Annotated in this window: 15 protein-coding genes and 1 pseudogene; 3 read left to right on the top strand and 13 right to left on the bottom strand. The window is 59.4% G+C overall.

What is annotated here, in order from left to right; translation table 11 throughout:
- The coding region (locus HLUSI_RS29575; RefSeq protein WP_040503670.1) for an MlrC C-terminal domain-containing protein at positions 1-327 on the top strand (327 nt) is incomplete at its 5' end.
- Between the two features lie 245 nt (positions 328-572).
- Positions 573-1,862, top strand: a complete 1,290-nt coding sequence (locus tag HLUSI_RS0118860; protein ID WP_016835437.1) for an O-acetylhomoserine aminocarboxypropyltransferase/cysteine synthase family protein — start codon at positions 573-575, stop codon at positions 1,860-1,862.
- Positions 1,863-1,957: 95 nt separating this feature from the next.
- On the opposite strand, the pseudogene HLUSI_RS29570 reads toward HLUSI_RS0118860, so the two are convergent.
- The 4 genes and pseudogenes from HLUSI_RS29570 to HLUSI_RS31875 form a co-directional block, all read right to left on the bottom strand.
- A pseudogene (locus HLUSI_RS29570) lies at positions 1,958-2,870 on the bottom strand (SPFH domain-containing protein).
- A 10-nt stretch (positions 2,871-2,880) separates the two neighbouring features.
- Positions 2,881-3,327: an NfeD family protein gene (locus tag HLUSI_RS0118850; protein ID WP_016835435.1), complete on the bottom strand. Its 447-nt coding sequence runs from the start codon at positions 3,325-3,327 to the stop codon at positions 2,881-2,883.
- Between the two features lie 146 nt (positions 3,328-3,473).
- Positions 3,474-5,840 (bottom strand): phosphoenolpyruvate synthase, encoded by a 2,367-nt coding sequence (gene ppsA, locus HLUSI_RS0118845; protein ID WP_016835434.1) that lies wholly within the window; start codon positions 5,838-5,840, stop codon positions 3,474-3,476.
- A 10-nt stretch (positions 5,841-5,850) separates the two neighbouring features.
- Positions 5,851-6,159: a hypothetical protein gene (locus HLUSI_RS31875; protein WP_083830994.1), complete on the bottom strand. Its 309-nt coding sequence runs from the start codon at positions 6,157-6,159 to the stop codon at positions 5,851-5,853.
- 101 nt (positions 6,160-6,260) lie between these two features.
- On the opposite strand from HLUSI_RS31875, the gene ppsR reads away from it, so the two are divergent.
- On the top strand, positions 6,261-7,115 hold the full coding sequence (gene ppsR / locus HLUSI_RS0118840; RefSeq protein WP_029363761.1) for a posphoenolpyruvate synthetase regulatory kinase/phosphorylase PpsR: 855 nt from the start codon (positions 6,261-6,263) through the stop codon (positions 7,113-7,115).
- 27 nt (positions 7,116-7,142) lie between these two features.
- Here the strand turns inward: ppsR and HLUSI_RS0118835 are convergent, their stop codons facing one another.
- The 9 genes from HLUSI_RS0118835 to bamA all read right to left on the bottom strand — a co-directional run bounded on the left by HLUSI_RS0118835 (position 7,143) and on the right by bamA (position 15,602).
- Positions 7,143-7,610, bottom strand: a complete 468-nt coding sequence (locus HLUSI_RS0118835) for a DUF6314 family protein (RefSeq protein ID WP_016835432.1) — start codon at positions 7,608-7,610, stop codon at positions 7,143-7,145.
- Positions 7,611-7,617: 7 nt separating this feature from the next.
- On the bottom strand, positions 7,618-8,412 hold the full coding sequence (locus tag HLUSI_RS0118830) for a TrmH family RNA methyltransferase (RefSeq protein ID WP_016835431.1): 795 nt from the start codon (positions 8,410-8,412) through the stop codon (positions 7,618-7,620).
- Positions 8,413-8,423: 11 nt separating this feature from the next.
- Positions 8,424-9,047, bottom strand: a complete 624-nt coding sequence (gene rnhB / locus HLUSI_RS0118825) for a ribonuclease HII (protein ID WP_016835430.1) — start codon at positions 9,045-9,047, stop codon at positions 8,424-8,426.
- Between the two features lie 5 nt (positions 9,048-9,052).
- Positions 9,053-10,234 carry a lipid-A-disaccharide synthase gene (lpxB, locus tag HLUSI_RS0118820; RefSeq protein WP_029363760.1) on the bottom strand — a complete coding sequence of 394 codons (1,182 nt, stop codon included), beginning with the start codon at positions 10,232-10,234 and terminating at the stop codon, positions 9,053-9,055.
- Positions 10,218-11,006: an acyl-ACP--UDP-N-acetylglucosamine O-acyltransferase gene (gene lpxA / locus HLUSI_RS0118815; protein ID WP_016835428.1), complete on the bottom strand. Its 789-nt coding sequence runs from the start codon at positions 11,004-11,006 to the stop codon at positions 10,218-10,220. The genes lpxB and lpxA overlap by 17 nt, the downstream gene beginning before the upstream one ends.
- Before the next feature lie 3 nt (positions 11,007-11,009).
- On the bottom strand, positions 11,010-11,474 hold the full coding sequence (gene fabZ, locus HLUSI_RS0118810) for a 3-hydroxyacyl-ACP dehydratase FabZ (protein ID WP_016835427.1): 465 nt from the start codon (positions 11,472-11,474) through the stop codon (positions 11,010-11,012).
- On the bottom strand, positions 11,471-12,544 hold the full coding sequence (lpxD, locus tag HLUSI_RS0118805) for a UDP-3-O-(3-hydroxymyristoyl)glucosamine N-acyltransferase (RefSeq protein WP_029363759.1): 1,074 nt from the start codon (positions 12,542-12,544) through the stop codon (positions 11,471-11,473). The genes fabZ and lpxD overlap by 4 nt, the downstream gene beginning before the upstream one ends.
- 118 nt (positions 12,545-12,662) lie before the next feature.
- A complete protein-coding gene (locus tag HLUSI_RS0118800; RefSeq protein WP_238534039.1) occupies positions 12,663-13,184 on the bottom strand; it encodes an OmpH/Skp family outer membrane protein in 522 nt (173 codons plus the stop codon).
- Positions 13,185-13,229: 45 nt separating this feature from the next.
- Positions 13,230-15,602, bottom strand: coding sequence for an outer membrane protein assembly factor BamA (gene bamA / locus HLUSI_RS0118795; RefSeq protein ID WP_016835424.1), 2,373 nt, complete (start codon positions 15,600-15,602; stop codon positions 13,230-13,232).
- Positions 15,603-15,642 lie beyond the last annotated feature (40 nt).

Below are 15,642 nucleotides of genomic sequence, written 5' to 3'. Positions count from 1 at the left end.
GGTTGGGCCGCCACCGGCAGCGTCTTCAGCGGCTACCGGCTGACACTCGGTCCGAGCGCTCTGCTGGCGGTCGGCGGCGTGCGCGTGGTGGTCGTATCGAAACCGGTGCAACTGCTCGACCTGGAACTGCTGCGATTCATCGGCATTGAGCCGTCAGAGCAAGCGATCATCGCGGTCAAAAGTACAGTCCACTTCCGCGCCGACTTCGCACCCATTGCGAGCGACATTCTGATCTGCGCCGCGCCGGGGGCTTTCCCCCTCGATCCACGCCAACTGGCATGGACCAGACTGCCGGACTGGATGCGCAAGATGCCGGCAGCGCGGTAAATCACCTTCCGGAGAAGAACCTGTGCGCCGGCCGCGGCAAGCCGAGATTTTCACCCAGCGTCTTGCCCGCGTGTCAGTGACGGAAAATTCCACGCCGCGGCAGTTCCGGCACAACTTTGTCGACGAATGCATCGAGCCCGCCCGCACCGCATATGGATATGCAAAATGATTCGTTCGCTGCGCATCGGCGGCTGGTTAGAGTCATTTTTCCCTCTCACGTTATTCTTGACCTGCAGGAAGATCCGATGACACAAGCACCGCAATGGAAATTCGAAACCCTCTCCGTGCATGCCGGCTACACGCCTGACCCGACCACCAAGGCGGTGGCGGTGCCGATCTACCAGACGGTGGCGTTTGCCTTCGACGACACGCAGCATGGCGCCGACCTGTTCGACCTGAAGGTGCAAGGCAATATTTATTCACGCATCATGAATCCGACGCAGGACGTGCTGGAAAAACGCGTCGCGGCGCTGGAAGGCGGCATTGCTGCGCTGGCGGTGGCGTCGGGCCAGGCGGCGGTCACCTATGCCATCCAGACCATCGCCGAAGCCGGCGACAATATCGTCTCGGCCTCCACGCTGTACGGCGGCACCTACAACCTGTTCGCGCATACGCTGCCGCAATTCGGCATCGAGACGCGCTTCGCCGATCCGCGCACGCCAGCCTCCTTCGAGCAGCACATCGATGCGCGCACCAAGGCGGTGTTCATCGAATCCATCGGCAATCCTCTCGGCAACATCACCGACATTGCCGCCATCGCCGAGATCGCCCATCGCCACGGCGTCCCGCTGATCGTCGACAATACCGTCGCCACGCCCTATCTGCTCAGGCCGTTCGAACATGGCGCCGACATCGTGGTGCACTCCTTGACGAAGTATCTGGGCGGCCACGGCACCAGCCTGGGCGGTGCGATTGTCGACTCCGGCAAGTTCCCGTGGGCAAAGCACAAGGAGCGCTTCAAGCGCCTCAACGAGCCCGACGTCAGCTACCACGGCGTGGTCTATACCGAAGCGCTGGGTGAAGCGGCTTACATCGGCCGCGCCCGCGTGGTGCCCTTGCGCAATACCGGAGCCGCGCTGTCGCCGTTCAACAGTTTCCAGATCCTGCAGGGCATTGAAACGTTGGCCTTGCGGCTCGACCGCATCACCGCCAACGCACTGACGGTGGCGCAGCACCTGAAAAAACATCCGAAGGTGAACTGGGTCAACTATGCCGGGCTTGAAGATCATCCCGACCACGCCCTGGCGCAAAAATACTTCAAGGGCAAGCCGTCGGGCATCCTGACTTTTGGCGTCAAGGGCGGCCTCGCCGGCGGCGCAAAGTTCCAGGATGCGCTGCAACTGTTCACACGCCTGGTCAATATCGGCGACGCCAAATCACTGGCCACGCATCCGGCCTCGACCACGCATCGCCAGCTCTCGCCGGCCGAACTGGTCAAAGCCGGCGTCACCGAAGACACCGTGCGCCTGTCGATTGGCATTGAGCATATCGACGATCTGATTGCAGATCTGGATCAGGCGCTTGCTGCGGTTTGATTGCATGATTGCTTTGCGATAGCCGTTAAAAAAGCCTGAAGATTTCTCTTCAGGCTTTTTTGATTCGACGTTGCCGTATCGGCTGAAGCCTTCGCTTATTTCCCCTGCGCCTTCACGACTTGCAGCGCGCTGGCAATCAGCGTGCTCATGTCGCTCAGGTTGGCTGGCACGATGATGGAATTGTTGGTCTTGGCCAGTTGCGAAAACGCCGCGACATATTGTTCTGCGACTTTCAGGTTGACCGCTTCTTCCCCGCCCGGCGACTGGATCGCCGCAGCCGTCTTGCGCAGCGCTTCGGCGCTGGCGTTGGCAATGGCGATGATGGCTGCGGCCTGGCCTTCGGCGCGGTTGATCGACGCCTGCTTTTCGCCTTCCGACTTGGCGATCGAGGCTTCGCGTTCGCCGGTGGCGATGTTGATCTGCTCCTGCTTGCGGCCTTCGGAAGCGGCGATCAGCGCGCTTTTCACGTTCGGCGGTGATCTGCGCCTGCATGGCATGGAGGATCTCCTTGGGCGGCGTCAGGTCCTTGATTTCGTAACGCAGCACCTTCACGCCCCAGTTCGCGGCCGACTCGTCAATGGCGCTGACGATGGCGGTGTTGATGTGATCACGCTCTTCGAAAGTCTTATCGAGTTCCATCTTGCCGATCACGGAACGCAAGGTGGTTTGCGCCAACTGCGTGATCGCCGCGATGTAGTTCGACGAACCATAGGATGCACGCATCGGATCGGTGATCTGAAAGTACAGGATGCCGTCGACCTGCAGCTGCGTGTTGTCGCGCGTGATGCAGACTTGCGGCGGTACGTCGAGAGGGATTTCCTTGAGGACGTGCTTGTAGGCGACACGATCGATGAAAGGCACCACGATGTTCAGGCCCGGCCCGAGCGTCGCGTGGTATTTACCGAGGCGCTCGACCACCCAGGCATGCTGTTGAGGCACGACTTTGACGGTCTTGATGACAAAGATGATGGCAATGAAAAAAATGACCAGCGTCACGCTTCCGAACATGAATATTCTCCTAGTGTTGAGAGGCTTGGTGAGAGACGATCAGGCGGCTGCCCCGTACTTCCCGGATGATGAATTGTCCTGCTTGCACAGGGCTGCCCGCTGCGAGTTCGACGTCCCATTCCGCGCCGCGATAGCGGATGCGCGCAGTGTGGGTGCCGTCGAGGTCGTTCCAGTGATCGACGCTCACGCTTTGGCCGATGTCGAGGTTCACGTTGGGATCGCGCCCGGCGTCATTTTCATGCCTGCGACCGAAGCGGCTGCGCCGCAATGCGCCGATGGCGGCAAAACCGATCGCCGCCGCCAGCAGCAACTGCCACTCCAACTTTCCGCCCAACAGCGCGGCGACGCCGCCGGCGCCGAGACCGATCGCAATCATCAGCAAATAGAACGTGCCGGTAAAGAGTTCCACGCCGATTGCCACGCCGGCCGCTACGAACCATATCGCCCAGTCCATCATGTCCTTGTTCCTTTTCTGAATGCTGCAAAAACTGCTGCAGACCTGCTTATCGGCAAGACTGTAACAGCCTATTCGCAAAAAGCAAAAACGCGGGCCCGAAGCCCGCGTTTTTGTTGAAGCAAATAAGCCGAGATAACGCAGCTTGCTTATTTTCCTGCGTGGCTGGCGGCCAGTTTTTGCCAGGTGTCGATCACCGAATCAGGATTCAGCGAGATCGATTCGATACCTTGCTTCATCAGCCATTCCGCGAAATCCGGATGGTCCGAAGGACCCTGGCCGCAGATGCCGACGTATTTGCCCTTGGCGAGGCAAGTCGAGATGACCTTGGTCAGCAAGGCTTGCAAGGCCGGATCGCGCTCGTCGAAATCGGCTGCCAGCAACTCCATGCCGGAGTCGCGGTCCAGGCCCAATGTCAGCTGCGTCAAGTCGTTGGAACCGATCGAGAAGCCGTCGAAGTGTTCGAGGAACTCTTCCGCCAGAATCGCGTTGGAAGGCACTTCGCACATCATGATGACGCGCAGGCCGTTTTCGCCGCGCTTGAGGCCGTTCTTGCCGAGCAGGCCGATGACCTTTTCCGCCTGGCCCAGGGTACGGACGAACGGCACCATGATCTCGACGTTGGTCAGGCCCATGTCGTTGCGCACGCGCTTCATGGCCTGGCATTCCATTTCGAATGCTTCAGCAAAATCGGCCGACAGGTAACGTGCGGCGCCGCGGAAGCCCAGCATAGGATTTTCTTCGTCCGGCTCGTAGCGCGAACCGCCGATAAGCTTCTTGTACTCATTCGACTTGAAGTCGGACAGGCGCACGATGACCGGCTTGGGCCAGAATGCCGCCGCGATGGTGGCGATGCCTTCGGCCAGCTTGTCGACGTAGAAGGCCTTCGGTGAAGCATGGCCGCGGGCGACCGACTCGACGGCCTTCTTCAGGTCGGCGTCGATGTTCGGGTATTCCAGGATCGCGCGTGGATGCACGCCGATATTGTTGTTGATGATGAATTCCAGACGCGCCAGACCGACGCCGCCGTTCGGGATCGACTGGAAGTCGAACGCCAGTTGCGGGTTGCCGACGTTCATCATGATCTTCAACGGAATCGACGGCAATTCGCCGCGTGCGACTTCGGTGATTTCGGTTTCCAGCAGGCCGTCGTAGATCTTGCCTTCATCGCCTTCGGCGCAGGAAACGGTGACCAGCGTGCCGTCCTTGAGCACGTCGGTGGCGTCGCCGCAACCGACCACTGCCGGCACGCCCAGTTCACGCGCGATGATCGCTGCGTGACAGGTGCGGCCGCCGCGATTGGTGACGATCGCTGCAGCGCGCTTCATGACCGGTTCCCAGTTCGGATCGGTCATGTCGGCCACCAGCACGTCGCCTGGCTGGACGCGTTCCATTTCGGCGGCATCGCGAATCACGCGCACCGGACCGGCGCCGATCTTCTGGCCGATGGCGCGCCCGGTTGCCAGCACGGTGCTGGAACCCTTGAGTTTGAAACGCTGCTGCGCGTCGGTCGCCTTTTGCTGCGACTTCACGGTTTCCGGACGCGCTTGCAGGATGTACAGCTTGCCGTCGCGGCCATCCTTGCCCCATTCGATGTCCATCGGACGCTCGTAGTGCTTCTCGATGATGGTGGCGTATTTGGCCAGTTCGACGATTTCGGCGTCGTTGAGCGAATAGCGATTGCGCATTTCGACCGGCACGTCGACGGTCTTGACCGAGCGGCCGGCTTTGGCTTCACCGGTGAATTCCATCTTGATCAGCTTGGAGCCGATGTTGCGGCGGATGATTGGCAGCTTGCCTTGTTCCAGCATTGGCTTGTGAACGTAGAACTCGTCCGGATTGACCGCGCCCTGCACCACTGTTTCGCCCAGGCCGTAGCTGGACGTGATGAAGACCACGTCCTTGAAGCCCGATTCGGTGTCGATGGTGAACATGACGCCGGCGGCGCCGACGTCGGAACGGACCATGCGCTGCACGCCGGCAGACAATGCGACTTCGGCGTGGGTGAAGCCCTTGTGGACGCGGTACGAGATCGCACGGTCGTTGTACAGCGACGCGAACACATGCTTCATCGCTTCGAGCACGTTGTCGATGCCGACCACATTGAGGAAGGTTTCCTGCTGACCGGCAAAGGAGGCGTCAGGCAAATCCTCTGCAGTCGCGGACGAACGCACGGCGAACGACATCTCCGCGGTGGAGTCGGCAACCAGTTTGTCGTAGAAGGATTTGATCTGCTGTTCCAGCGCAGGCTGGAAAGGCGTGTCGATAATCCATTGACGAATCTCCGCACCGGCTTGCGCCAATGCACGCACATCTTCGATGTCCAGCGTAACGAGACGATCCGCAATGCGTTGAGCCAGCGTTGCGCCGCCATTTGCACTGTGTTCCAGAAAGTCGCGGAAAGCCTGTGCGGTCGTGGCAAAGCCACCTGGCACGCGGACTCCGGCACCGGCCAGCTGGCTGATCATTTCACCCAGCGACGCGTTCTTGCCGCCGACGGACTCGACATCCGTCATGCGAAGATTTTCAAAGGAGACTACGTATGCGGCCCCCTGGGCAGAACCCATGTTTACTGCGTTGGACATAACAACCTCTAGTTTGATGATGGGAAATCTTCGCGGCGCCGGCGATCGTCATTTGTTCTTTGTTATTTTGGGACGAAGGCGACATAATTGGTGCAAGTGCTGAAGCAAGTGCCGGACCAACTGCAGGTACTGCGGCACGGCTCATGAGGTGCATGACGTGATGCAAACGGCGCGCGGCAGTTCCGAAGGTGTTTGCAAAGGCAAACATCCAGATGGTTTCGGTCAACTTGCGCAGCACGTTCAGGGTCATTTTGAGCTAGCTTCTCAATCTGTTGCATGGCATTTTACAGGGTAGCCGGCTTTTTTTTCATCCCCCCTCTTATTTTTTATTGTTTTCTCTTTAACAACACTATGCTCGATCTTGCCCCGTCTTCCCACCCGGTCCCCTTGCCGCCCGCCAACCGCACGGTGTTCTTCGTTTCCGACGGCACCGGCATTACGGCGGAAACGCTGGGCCACTCCGTCCTCAGCCAGTTCGAGCTGCGCTTCAAGCAAGTGCGGCTGCCGTTCGTCGATACGCTGGACAAGGCCTACGACGCCACGCGCCGCATCAATGAAGTGGCCGAAGTCGACGGCAAGGCGCCGATCGTGTTTTCGACGCTGGTGAAAGCCGATCTGTCGGCGGTCATCCGCCAGTCGCGGGCGATGCACATGGACTTGTTCCAGACGTTCGTCGAACCGCTGGAGCAGGAACTCGGCGTCAAGTCGACCCACACCATCGGCCGCAGCCACAACACGGCCGATTCGGAAGAGTACAAGAACCGCATCGAGGCGATCAATTTCTCGCTGGCGCATGACGACGGCCAGTCCAACAAGAATCTGGCCAGCGCCGATGTCATCCTGGTCGGCGTGTCGCGTTCAGGCAAGACCCCGACCAGCCTGTATCTGGCGATGCAATACGGCATCAAGGCGGCCAACTACCCACTGATTCCGGAAGACTTCGAACGCGACAAGCTGCCGAGCGGGCTGGTGAATTTCAAGAAGAAGATCTTCGGCCTGACCATCGCCGCCGAACGCTTGTCCGAAGTGCGCAATGAGCGCCGCCCCGGCAGCAAATACGCCGCCATCGAAAACTGCCGCTATGAAATCAATGAGGCAGAAAAGATGATGCGCCGTGAAGGCATCCGCTGGATGTCGTCGACAGCCAAGTCGATCGAAGAAATCGCCGCCACCATCCTGCAGGAAATCAAGCCGGAGACGCGCTGATCTTCACATCAGCATGCCATATGCAAACTAGCCGGGCTGTCTGGTGAAACGCGTGTGCACCAGATAATCCTTGTGCGGGCCGTCTATGCGTGTGCGCAATTCGAACTGTTCATCGTCAATCAACTGATAGCTGCCGTCGTAGCGGTCGAGAATGCAGAGATGCGTCTCGACCGGCAGCAAAGCCTGTTTCACCGCGTCATAGCGATAGCTCTGGTAAGCCTGTCCGGCCTGCATGCCGTCGGCAAACACCACGTGCACAACATCGCTTGCAACCTCGTAGTCGAAGCGCCGCGAAAAGGCGACCACGCGCTGATCGGCGGCCAGCCGCAATTGTCCCGATTCCTTGTAATGCAACAGAGACGTGCCGGCTCCCGGCAAGAACTCGGCCGCGCCTTCGGCTTCGCCGATCAGAACGTCGTCGGCGCCGAACATTGTTCGCAGGAAATTCCAGCGTCCGCTGAAATAGGCATGGAGATCCGGCGACGGGAAGTTCATCGCCAACTCAGGAAGCGTTGCCCTGCTTTTGCCGGACCTGCTCAAAGAAACATACCGCTGCGGCGGCAGCGACGTTGAGCGACTCCATCTCGCCGAGATGCGGAATCACGACCTTATCGCTGGCTGCGTCGAGCAAGTCGTCGGCGACACCCTGCCCTTCATGGCCGAACAGCCAGGCGACAGCCTGCGTGAGGTCGGTTTGATAGATGTTCTTTTGCGCGTAGGAACTAGTCGCCAATACGGGAATTGCACTGCCCTTGCACAGGCTCAGCAGATCGGCATTCTCGAATATCTCCAGTTGGAAATGCGCTCCCATACCGGCGCGCAAGACTTTGGGAGACCACGCTGCGGCGGTGCCTGCCGAGCAGAACACCTGGCCGATACCTGCCGCCGCGGCGCTGCGCAGGATGGAGCCCAGATTGCCGGGATCCTGCAGGCCGTCGAGCAACACGGCAGACGTTGTCAGCGCCGTGGGCGCGGACGGCTGCGGCGTGGCAATCACCAGCAATAATCCAACACCGTTTTCGACCTGGCTGGCCGCCTGGTACAGCGCATCGGTCAGGCAAATGCACTGACTGCCTGCAGCTTCGCACTGCGCCAGCACCGGCGCCACTTCAGCGTGATGCAGCGCGCTCTCGGCGACGATGCAGAACGCGGGCTTGCCTGCTCCCTGCAAATAAGCTTGCGCCAGGTGCACGCCGTCGAGCAGGCTGCGACCGGCCTTGCGTCGCGCCTGTGCGCTGGTGGCGAGCTGCTTGAGTTCCTTGTACAGCGGGTTATCGCGCGAAGAAATCGTTTTCATCGTGACGCCCTTCAGCCGGCGTTCAACAAGGCGCGCACCGGCGCGTACGACTTGCGATGCACCGGCGAGACGCCGTGCAGCTGCAAGCGCTCCAGATGCAATGCAGTCGGATAGCCCTTGTGTTGATCGAAGGCGTAATTCGGATACTGTGCGTGCAGCACCAGCAAGGCGGCGTCGCGTGCGGTCTTCGCAAGGATGGATGCCGCCGAGATCGCCGGCACCTTGTCGTCACCCTTGATGATGGCTTCCGAACGTATCGTCATCACCGGACAGCGATTGCCGTCGATCAGCGCCAGCGTGGGGATGGTCTCGAGCGCCTCGACCGCGCGCCGCATGGCCAGCATGCTGGCGTGGAGGATATTGAGCTGGTCGATTTCATTTTCCGAGCATTCTGCAATTGCCCAGGCGATGGCGCGATCCTTGATTTCAAGCGCAAGCGCATCGCGGCTGGCCTCGGACAACTTCTTGGAGTCACGCAGGCCGACTATCGGCCGCGCCGGATCGAGAATGACTGCGGCGGCGAATACCGGTCCCGCCAACGGTCCACGCCCTGCTTCGTCAACGCCGCAAATGATCTCGCCGACATAGTTGTCGAACGCAAACAGGGACAGATTCAGATCTTGTTTCTTCGCCATGACTTTCAGCTTCCTGGTGCAAATCGTGCACGCTGCCGATCCAGCAAGGCGCATACCGCCTGAGCGCTGGCGTTGGCGGTATCGCGCAGCAAGGTGTGGTGCATGTCGGTAAAACGCTGGCGCAGGTTGCGGCAATGCACAGGATCGTCAAGCTGCTTCCACAACGCATCGGCCAGCGCCTGTGGCGTGGCGGCATCCTGCAGCAATTCCGGCACAACGAATTCTCGCGCCAGGATATTCGGCAAGCCAACCCAGGGTTGGTAGTTCATGTGGCGCATGATCGCATAGGAAGCGCGCATCATCTTGTAGGCGATGACCATCGGTTTCTTGTATAAGGCCACTTCCAGCGATGCCGTACCGGAAGCGACCAGTACGGCGTCGGCTGCTTCCATGGCCGCATGCGATTGGCCGCTGACGACGTGGATGCCAAGATCAACAGCGCCGGTCTCGGCAATCAATTGTTCGAAATACGCGCGCTGCTTGTCACCCGCCATCGGCGCCACGAACTGCAATTGCGGCTCGCGCTGGCGCAACAATCTGGCCGCGCCAAGGAAACTGACGGTGTTGTACTTGAGTTCGGACATGCGGCTGCCCGGCAGGATCGCCACGATGCGACGGTCTTGCTGCAACCCGAGCGCGGCACGCGCACCGGCCTGATCGGGTTCCATCGGGATGATTTCCGCCAACGGATGCCCGACGTAGGTCACCGGCACGCCGGCTTTGCGGTAAATCTCTTCCTCGAACGGGAAGATCACCAGCATGTGCGACACCGCGCGCGCGATTTTCTTGATGCGTCCCCCGCGCCAGGCCCAGATCTGCGGACCGATGAAATGCATGGTGGGGATGCCTGCATCGCGCAGTTGCTGCTCGAGGCCGAGGTTGAAACCGGGATAGTCGATGCCGATGAATACGGACGGCCGTTCGGCCAGCAACTGGTCGCGCAGCGTATTTTGTATGCCCTTGAGTTCGCGATAACGCGGCACCACTTCGAACAGGCCGCGCACGGTCAATTTGTCCATCGGCCAGTCGCTCACGAAGCCATGCTCCGCCATATGCGGTCCGCCAATGCCGTGCAGGCGTGCATCCGGCAGGCGCGGACGCAAGCCGGACAGCAAACGGCTCGCCAACAGGTCGCCCGAACTTTCGCCGGCGACCATGGCGATGGAGATGTTATCGGATGATGCCACGAGAGGACGAGGCAATGAATTCGCGCATCAGGCGGATGTGAGCGGCGGACTCGGGGGAATTTTCTTCTTGCTGCTGCAACGCTTGCCTGGCCTCTTCCAGCGGCAGGCCGGAACGATAGACCGCTTTGTAGGCGCGCTTGATCGCAGCGATCTGTTCGGGCGTGAAACCTCGGCGTTTCAGGCCTTCGCTGTTGATGCCGGCCGGCACGGCGCGGTTACCGGCAGCCGTCACGAATGGAGGAACGTCCTGGCTCACGGCAGCGGTAAATGCCGTCATGGCGTGCGCGCCGATCTTGCAGAACTGGTGCACCGACGTAAAACCGCCGAGGAACACCCAGTCGCCCAGATGGACGTGTCCGGCCAGGGTGGCGTTGTTGGCCAGGATGATGTTGTTGCCCAACTGGCAATCATGCGCAATGTGCACGTACGCCATGATCCAGTTGTCATCGCCAAGGCGGGTGACACCGGCATCCTGGGTGGTGCCCAGGTTGAAGGTGACGAATTCACGGATGGTGTTGCGGTCGCCGATCTCAAGGCGGGTCGGTTCGCCGGCGTATTTCTTGTCCTGCGGCGCAGCGCCGAGGGAGCCGAACTGGAAGATCTGATTGTCGCGGCCAATGGTCGTATGGCCTTCGATCACCACGTGCGGGCCGACTTTGGTGCCGGCACCGATGCGCACATTGGCGCCGATGACCGAGTAGGCGCCAACCTCAACCGACGAGTCGAGCTGCGCGCCCGACTCGATGACAGCGGTAGGATGAATACGCGACATGAATCAGCCTGCCTGGCTGGCGTCGTTGGCGTTACGCATGGTGCACATCAGGTCGCCTTCAACCGCTACTTGGCCGTCGACGGTCGCAACCGCTTTGTATTTCCAGATGCCGCGGGCGCGACGGGTGATTTCCACGTGCATCTTCAACTGGTCGCCCGGCTCCACCGGACGCTTGAAACGCGCATTGTCGATACCGACGAAATACACCACGGTGCTGGCGTCCGGCTTGCGGCCTTCGGTCAGGAACGACAGCAGCGCGGCAGTCTGCGCCAGCGCTTCGATCATCAGCACGCCCGGCATCACCGGCTTGTGCGGGAAGTGGCCGTTGAAGAACTCTTCATTCACGGTCACGTTCTTGATGGCGGTAATGTCCTTGCCGCTTTCCCATTCGAGGACGCGGTCCACCAGCAACATCGGATAACGGTGCGGGAGATATTCTTTGATTTGATTGATGTCGAGGCTAGTCATTTTTTTTGCTCAGTATTTTGCGCAGTAAGCTGCTCTGTAAGCGATTTGATCGTTTTTTCCAACGCACGGATTTTCTCACGCATTGTGCCCAGATTGCGCACCAATGCTGCTGATTTTTCCCATTCTCCGTGCTTGGCGATGGGATAGAAGCCGGTATATTGTCCCGGCTCCTGAATGGAACGCAATGCCAGCGTACCGGCCGACACATGCACCCTGTCAGCAATGGTGATGTGACCATGGATCATGGCAGCGCCGCCGATCGAGCAATATTTGCCGATTTTGGCGCTGCCGGCGATGCCTGCGCAAGCCGCGATCGCTGTATGCGCGCCGATATGGCAGTTATGTGCAATCTGGATCTGGTTGTCGAGCTTGACGCCGTCTTCCAGCACCGTGTCGGACAAGGCGCCGCGGTCGATGGTGGTATTGGCGCCGATTTCGACGTCGTTGCCGATCACCACTCTGCCCACTTGCGGAATCTTGACCCAGATGCCGCTCTCGTTGGCGAAGCCGAAACCGTCCGCGCCAATGACGACGCCGGAATGGACAATGCCGCGTTCGCCGATTTCACACCCGGAGTGGAAAGTCACGCGCGCGTAGAAATGCGTATCCGCGCCGATGTGCGCATTGCGTCCGATATAGCTGCCCGCGTCGATAACCGCGCGCTCACCGATGACGGCGCCGGCTTCAATGACGACCTGCGGACCGATGGTGGCGCTCGCCGCCACTTGGGCGCTGGGGTCGACACAGGCGCTGGCGTGGATGCCGGCCGCAACCGGAATCGCTGCCTGCGCGGCAAACAGCTGGGCAGCCTTGGCGAAATAGGCATACGGGTTTTTGGTGACGATGCGCGCGCCCTGATAGGCGGCAACGGCTTCATCATCCGCTTCGGACAAAATCAGCGCCGCAGCTTGCGTCTGTTCTGCCTGCGAACGAAACCTGGGATTGGAGAGGAACGTCATGTGCGACGATGTCGCGGCGTCCAGAGGAGCAATACCGCCGACCTCGATCTGCGCATTGCCTTTGAGCTGGCCACCCAAGCGTTCGACCAACTGTCCTAGCCGAATACTCATGCTGGCCTTCGTAGATTATTCCGTTACCTGCTCAGGCAACGCAGATTGAATATTTCTTCTCGGAACAATCCGCGCGCCTGGGGTGAACATGTGATGAATGGTATTGCTTGCGACAGGATTACTTCGACAGTTCTTTCAGCACCTTGTCGGTGATGTCGATGCGCTTGCTGGCATAGACCGCTTCCTGGAACACGATGTCGTACTTTTCTGCTTCAGCGATCTGACGGATCACCTTGTTCGTGCGCTCCAGAACCACGGACAATTCTTCGTTGCGGCGCTGGTTCAGGTCTTCGCGGAATTCACGTTGCTTGCGCTGGAATTCCTTGTCGAGATCGCTCAGGTCGCGCTGGCGTTTTGCACGGTCCGACTCCGACAGCACTGCAGCGTCCTTGTCGAGCTTGTCGGACTGTGCCTTCAGGCGTGCAGCCATGTCTGCGATGTCTTTTTCGCGTTTGGCGAATTCGGCTTCGAGTTTCGTTTGCGCAGCCTTGGCAGGCATCGCTTCGCGGAAAATGCGCTCGGTGCTGACAAACGCGATTTTCGATTCCTGAGCATGGACGTTTGCAAACGACAGCATGCCGACGGCCAGTGTCGCGGCCTGCATCGACAACAATGATTTAGTAATAAACTTCAAGGTCATTCTCCGTAATACAGATTTCAATTATGCCACCGACTGATCTTGCGATCAGAAACCGGTACCGAGCTGGAACTGGAAGTTCTGGGACTTGTCGCCCTGCTTCAAGTTCAACGGTTTGCCGTAGCTCAACTTCAAGGGACCGATCGGCGAGATCCAGCTGATGCCGAGACCGGTCGAATAGCGCAAGTCGTTGATCTTGATGCGTTCGCCGTCCGCGAACACGTTACCGCCGTCAAGGAACGTGAACCAGCGCAAGCTGCGATCCTGTCCCGAGCCCGGGAACGGGAATTGCAATTCTACGCTACCAAGGAGGCGCGAGGCGCCGCCCATCGAATCACCGTACTGATCTTTCAGGTTACCCAGCGACGATGCCTCGTAACCGCGCACGGTGCCGATACCGCCGGCATAGTAATTCTTGAAGATAGGATAAGGCTTGCCGCCAATGCCCTTGCCGTAGTCGACTTCGCCATTGAATGCGATCGTTGCGGCATTCGCCCAGAACGGCTGGAAGTATTGATGCTGGTATGTTGCGCGATAGTACTTCAAGGTGCCGACGGCGGACAACTCCAGATTGGCGCGCTGGTAACGACCCTTGGTCGGCACCAATGCACTGTCGCGGCTATCGCGCTGCCATGCTGCAGTCAGCGGGAAGCTGGTGGTCGAGGCGGTGCCGACACCGCAGGAGGCATTGTTTACGACATCGCAGCCTGCTACGCCGCCGGCGCCGAAGTCGCGCACATATTGTCGATACAGACTCGGGCTGGTGCTGTCGGTATCGACCTTGGTGTTTTCAATACCAATGCCGAAGAAAATGCGGTCCAGCTCGGAGAACGGCACGCCGAACTTGACGCTGCCGCCGATCGTTTTCACGCGGTAATCACCGGTAGTGTACGCGGACGGACGAATCGTCCGCAGGAACACTTCGTACGTGCGGCTGACGCCGTCATCGGTGAAGTAAGGATTGGTCTGCGACACGGCGATCGTACGATAGCGCGAGCTGGTGTTGACTTCAACGCCGATGGTGTTGCCGCTGCCGAAGGCATTTTCCTGCGAAATCGAACCGGTCAGGCTCAGCTTGTCGGTTTGCGAGAAGCCGGCGCCGATCATGATGTTGCCGGTCGGCTTTTCTTCGACCTTCAGGTTGACGTCGATCTGGTCGTTGCTGTTGGGCACTTCCGGCGTCTCGACGGTAACTTCCTTGAAATAGCCCAAGCGGTCGACGCGGTCGCGCGACAGCTTGATCTTCTCGCCGTCATACCACGAGTCTTCGAACTGGCGGAATTCGCGGCGGATGACTTCATCGCGCGTCTTGGTATTGCCGGCGATGTTGATGTGGCGCACGTAGACGCGCTTGCCGGGGTCAACCATGATCGTGAAGGCGACTTCTTTCTTTTCGCGATCGACGTTCGGATTTGCGTTGACGTTGGCGAACGCATAACCGAAGTTGCCGAGGCGTTCGCTGATTTTCTTGGTGCTGTCGGTCAGCTTGGAGCCGGAATAGATTTCACCCTTCTTCAACTGCACCAGCGCGGCGAGATCGGCTTCCATGCCGAACATTTCACCATCGAGCTTGATGTCGGAGACGGTGTACTTCTCGCCTTCGTTGATATTGATGGTGACGTAGATGTCTTTCTTGTCGGGCGTGATCGAGACCTGGGTCGAGTCGATCTGCATTTCAAGATAGCCGCGGTCCAGATAATAAGAACGCAGCGATTCGATATCGCCGGCGAGCTTCTGCTTGGAATACTGATCGGCCTTGGTGTACCAGGTGAACCAGCCCGGCGTCGTCAGCTTGAGCTGGTCGCGCAGCGTGCCGTCCGAAAATGCCTTGTTGCCAATAATGTTGATTTGCTTGATGCGCGACGTATCGCCTTCGTCCACGGCAAACGTGACGGCGACGCGATTGCGCTCGACCGGCGTGATGGTAGTTGTGACCTTGGCGCCATACAGGCCGCGCGACAGATATTGACGCTTCAGTTCCTGTTCGGCGCGGTCGACTTGCGACTTGTCGAAAATACGCGACTCGGCGACGCCGATTTCTTTGAGCGCCTTGGTCAGCTGTTCCTTGTCGAATTCCTTGATGCCGGTGAAGTCGACGCTGGCGATGGCCGGACGTTCTTCAACCTGCACCACCAGCACGTCGCCTTCGGCTTCGACGCGCACGTCCTTGAAGAATCCGGTGGCGTACAGCGCCTTGATCGCGGCAGTACCCTTTTCATCCGTGAATGTGTCGCCCACGCGCACCGGCAGATAGCTGAAGACGGTACCGGCTTCGGTACGCTGAATGCCTTCGACACGGATGTCTTTGACCACGAACGGCTCGACGGCGAATGCCTGGCCTGTACAAAGGGTCAACGCTGCGGCGGCGATCAGGCTACGGGAAAAGATCGGGGCAGGGAAATGCGCGGAATGTAATTTCATTAGCTATCTTATGAACTATGGAACTATGTTTTTTGCCGGT

Source organism: Herbaspirillum lusitanum P6-12 (assembly GCF_000256565.1).
GTDB lineage: Bacteria > Pseudomonadota > Gammaproteobacteria > Burkholderiales > Burkholderiaceae_D > Herbaspirillum > Herbaspirillum lusitanum.
This window is presented reverse-complemented; position numbering and strand designations above follow the sequence as displayed.

What these genes read in the sequence shown, in the direction of transcription:
- HLUSI_RS0118800 (WP_238534039.1), bottom strand. Translation starts at nt 13,184, where the DNA reads ATGACCTTGAAGTTTATTACTAAATCATTGTTGTCGATGCAGGCCGCG.
- rnhB (WP_016835430.1), bottom strand. Translation starts at nt 9,047, where the DNA reads ATGGCGAAGAAACAAGATCTGAATCTGTCCCTGTTTGCGTTCGACAAC.
- lpxD (WP_029363759.1), bottom strand. Translation starts at nt 12,544, where the DNA reads ATGAGTATTCGGCTAGGACAGTTGGTCGAACGCTTGGGTGGCCAGCTC.
- bamA (WP_016835424.1), bottom strand. Translation starts at nt 15,602, where the DNA reads ATGAAATTACATTCCGCGCATTTCCCTGCCCCGATCTTTTCCCGTAGC.
- HLUSI_RS31875 (WP_083830994.1), bottom strand. Translation starts at nt 6,159, where the DNA reads ATGACCCTGAACGTGCTGCGCAAGTTGACCGAAACCATCTGGATGTTT.
- ppsR (WP_029363761.1), top strand. Translation starts at nt 6,261, where the DNA reads ATGCTCGATCTTGCCCCGTCTTCCCACCCGGTCCCCTTGCCGCCCGCC.
- ppsA (WP_016835434.1), bottom strand. Translation starts at nt 5,840, where the DNA reads ATGACGGATGTCGAGTCCGTCGGCGGCAAGAACGCGTCGCTGGGTGAA.
- lpxA (WP_016835428.1), bottom strand. Translation starts at nt 11,006, where the DNA reads ATGTCGCGTATTCATCCTACCGCTGTCATCGAGTCGGGCGCGCAGCTC.
- HLUSI_RS0118860 (WP_016835437.1), top strand. Translation starts at nt 573, where the DNA reads ATGACACAAGCACCGCAATGGAAATTCGAAACCCTCTCCGTGCATGCC.
- HLUSI_RS0118850 (WP_016835435.1), bottom strand. Translation starts at nt 3,327, where the DNA reads ATGATGGACTGGGCGATATGGTTCGTAGCGGCCGGCGTGGCAATCGGC.
- fabZ (WP_016835427.1), bottom strand. Translation starts at nt 11,474, where the DNA reads ATGACTAGCCTCGACATCAATCAAATCAAAGAATATCTCCCGCACCGT.
- HLUSI_RS0118830 (WP_016835431.1), bottom strand. Translation starts at nt 8,412, where the DNA reads ATGAAAACGATTTCTTCGCGCGATAACCCGCTGTACAAGGAACTCAAG.
- HLUSI_RS0118835 (WP_016835432.1), bottom strand. Translation starts at nt 7,610, where the DNA reads ATGAACTTCCCGTCGCCGGATCTCCATGCCTATTTCAGCGGACGCTGG.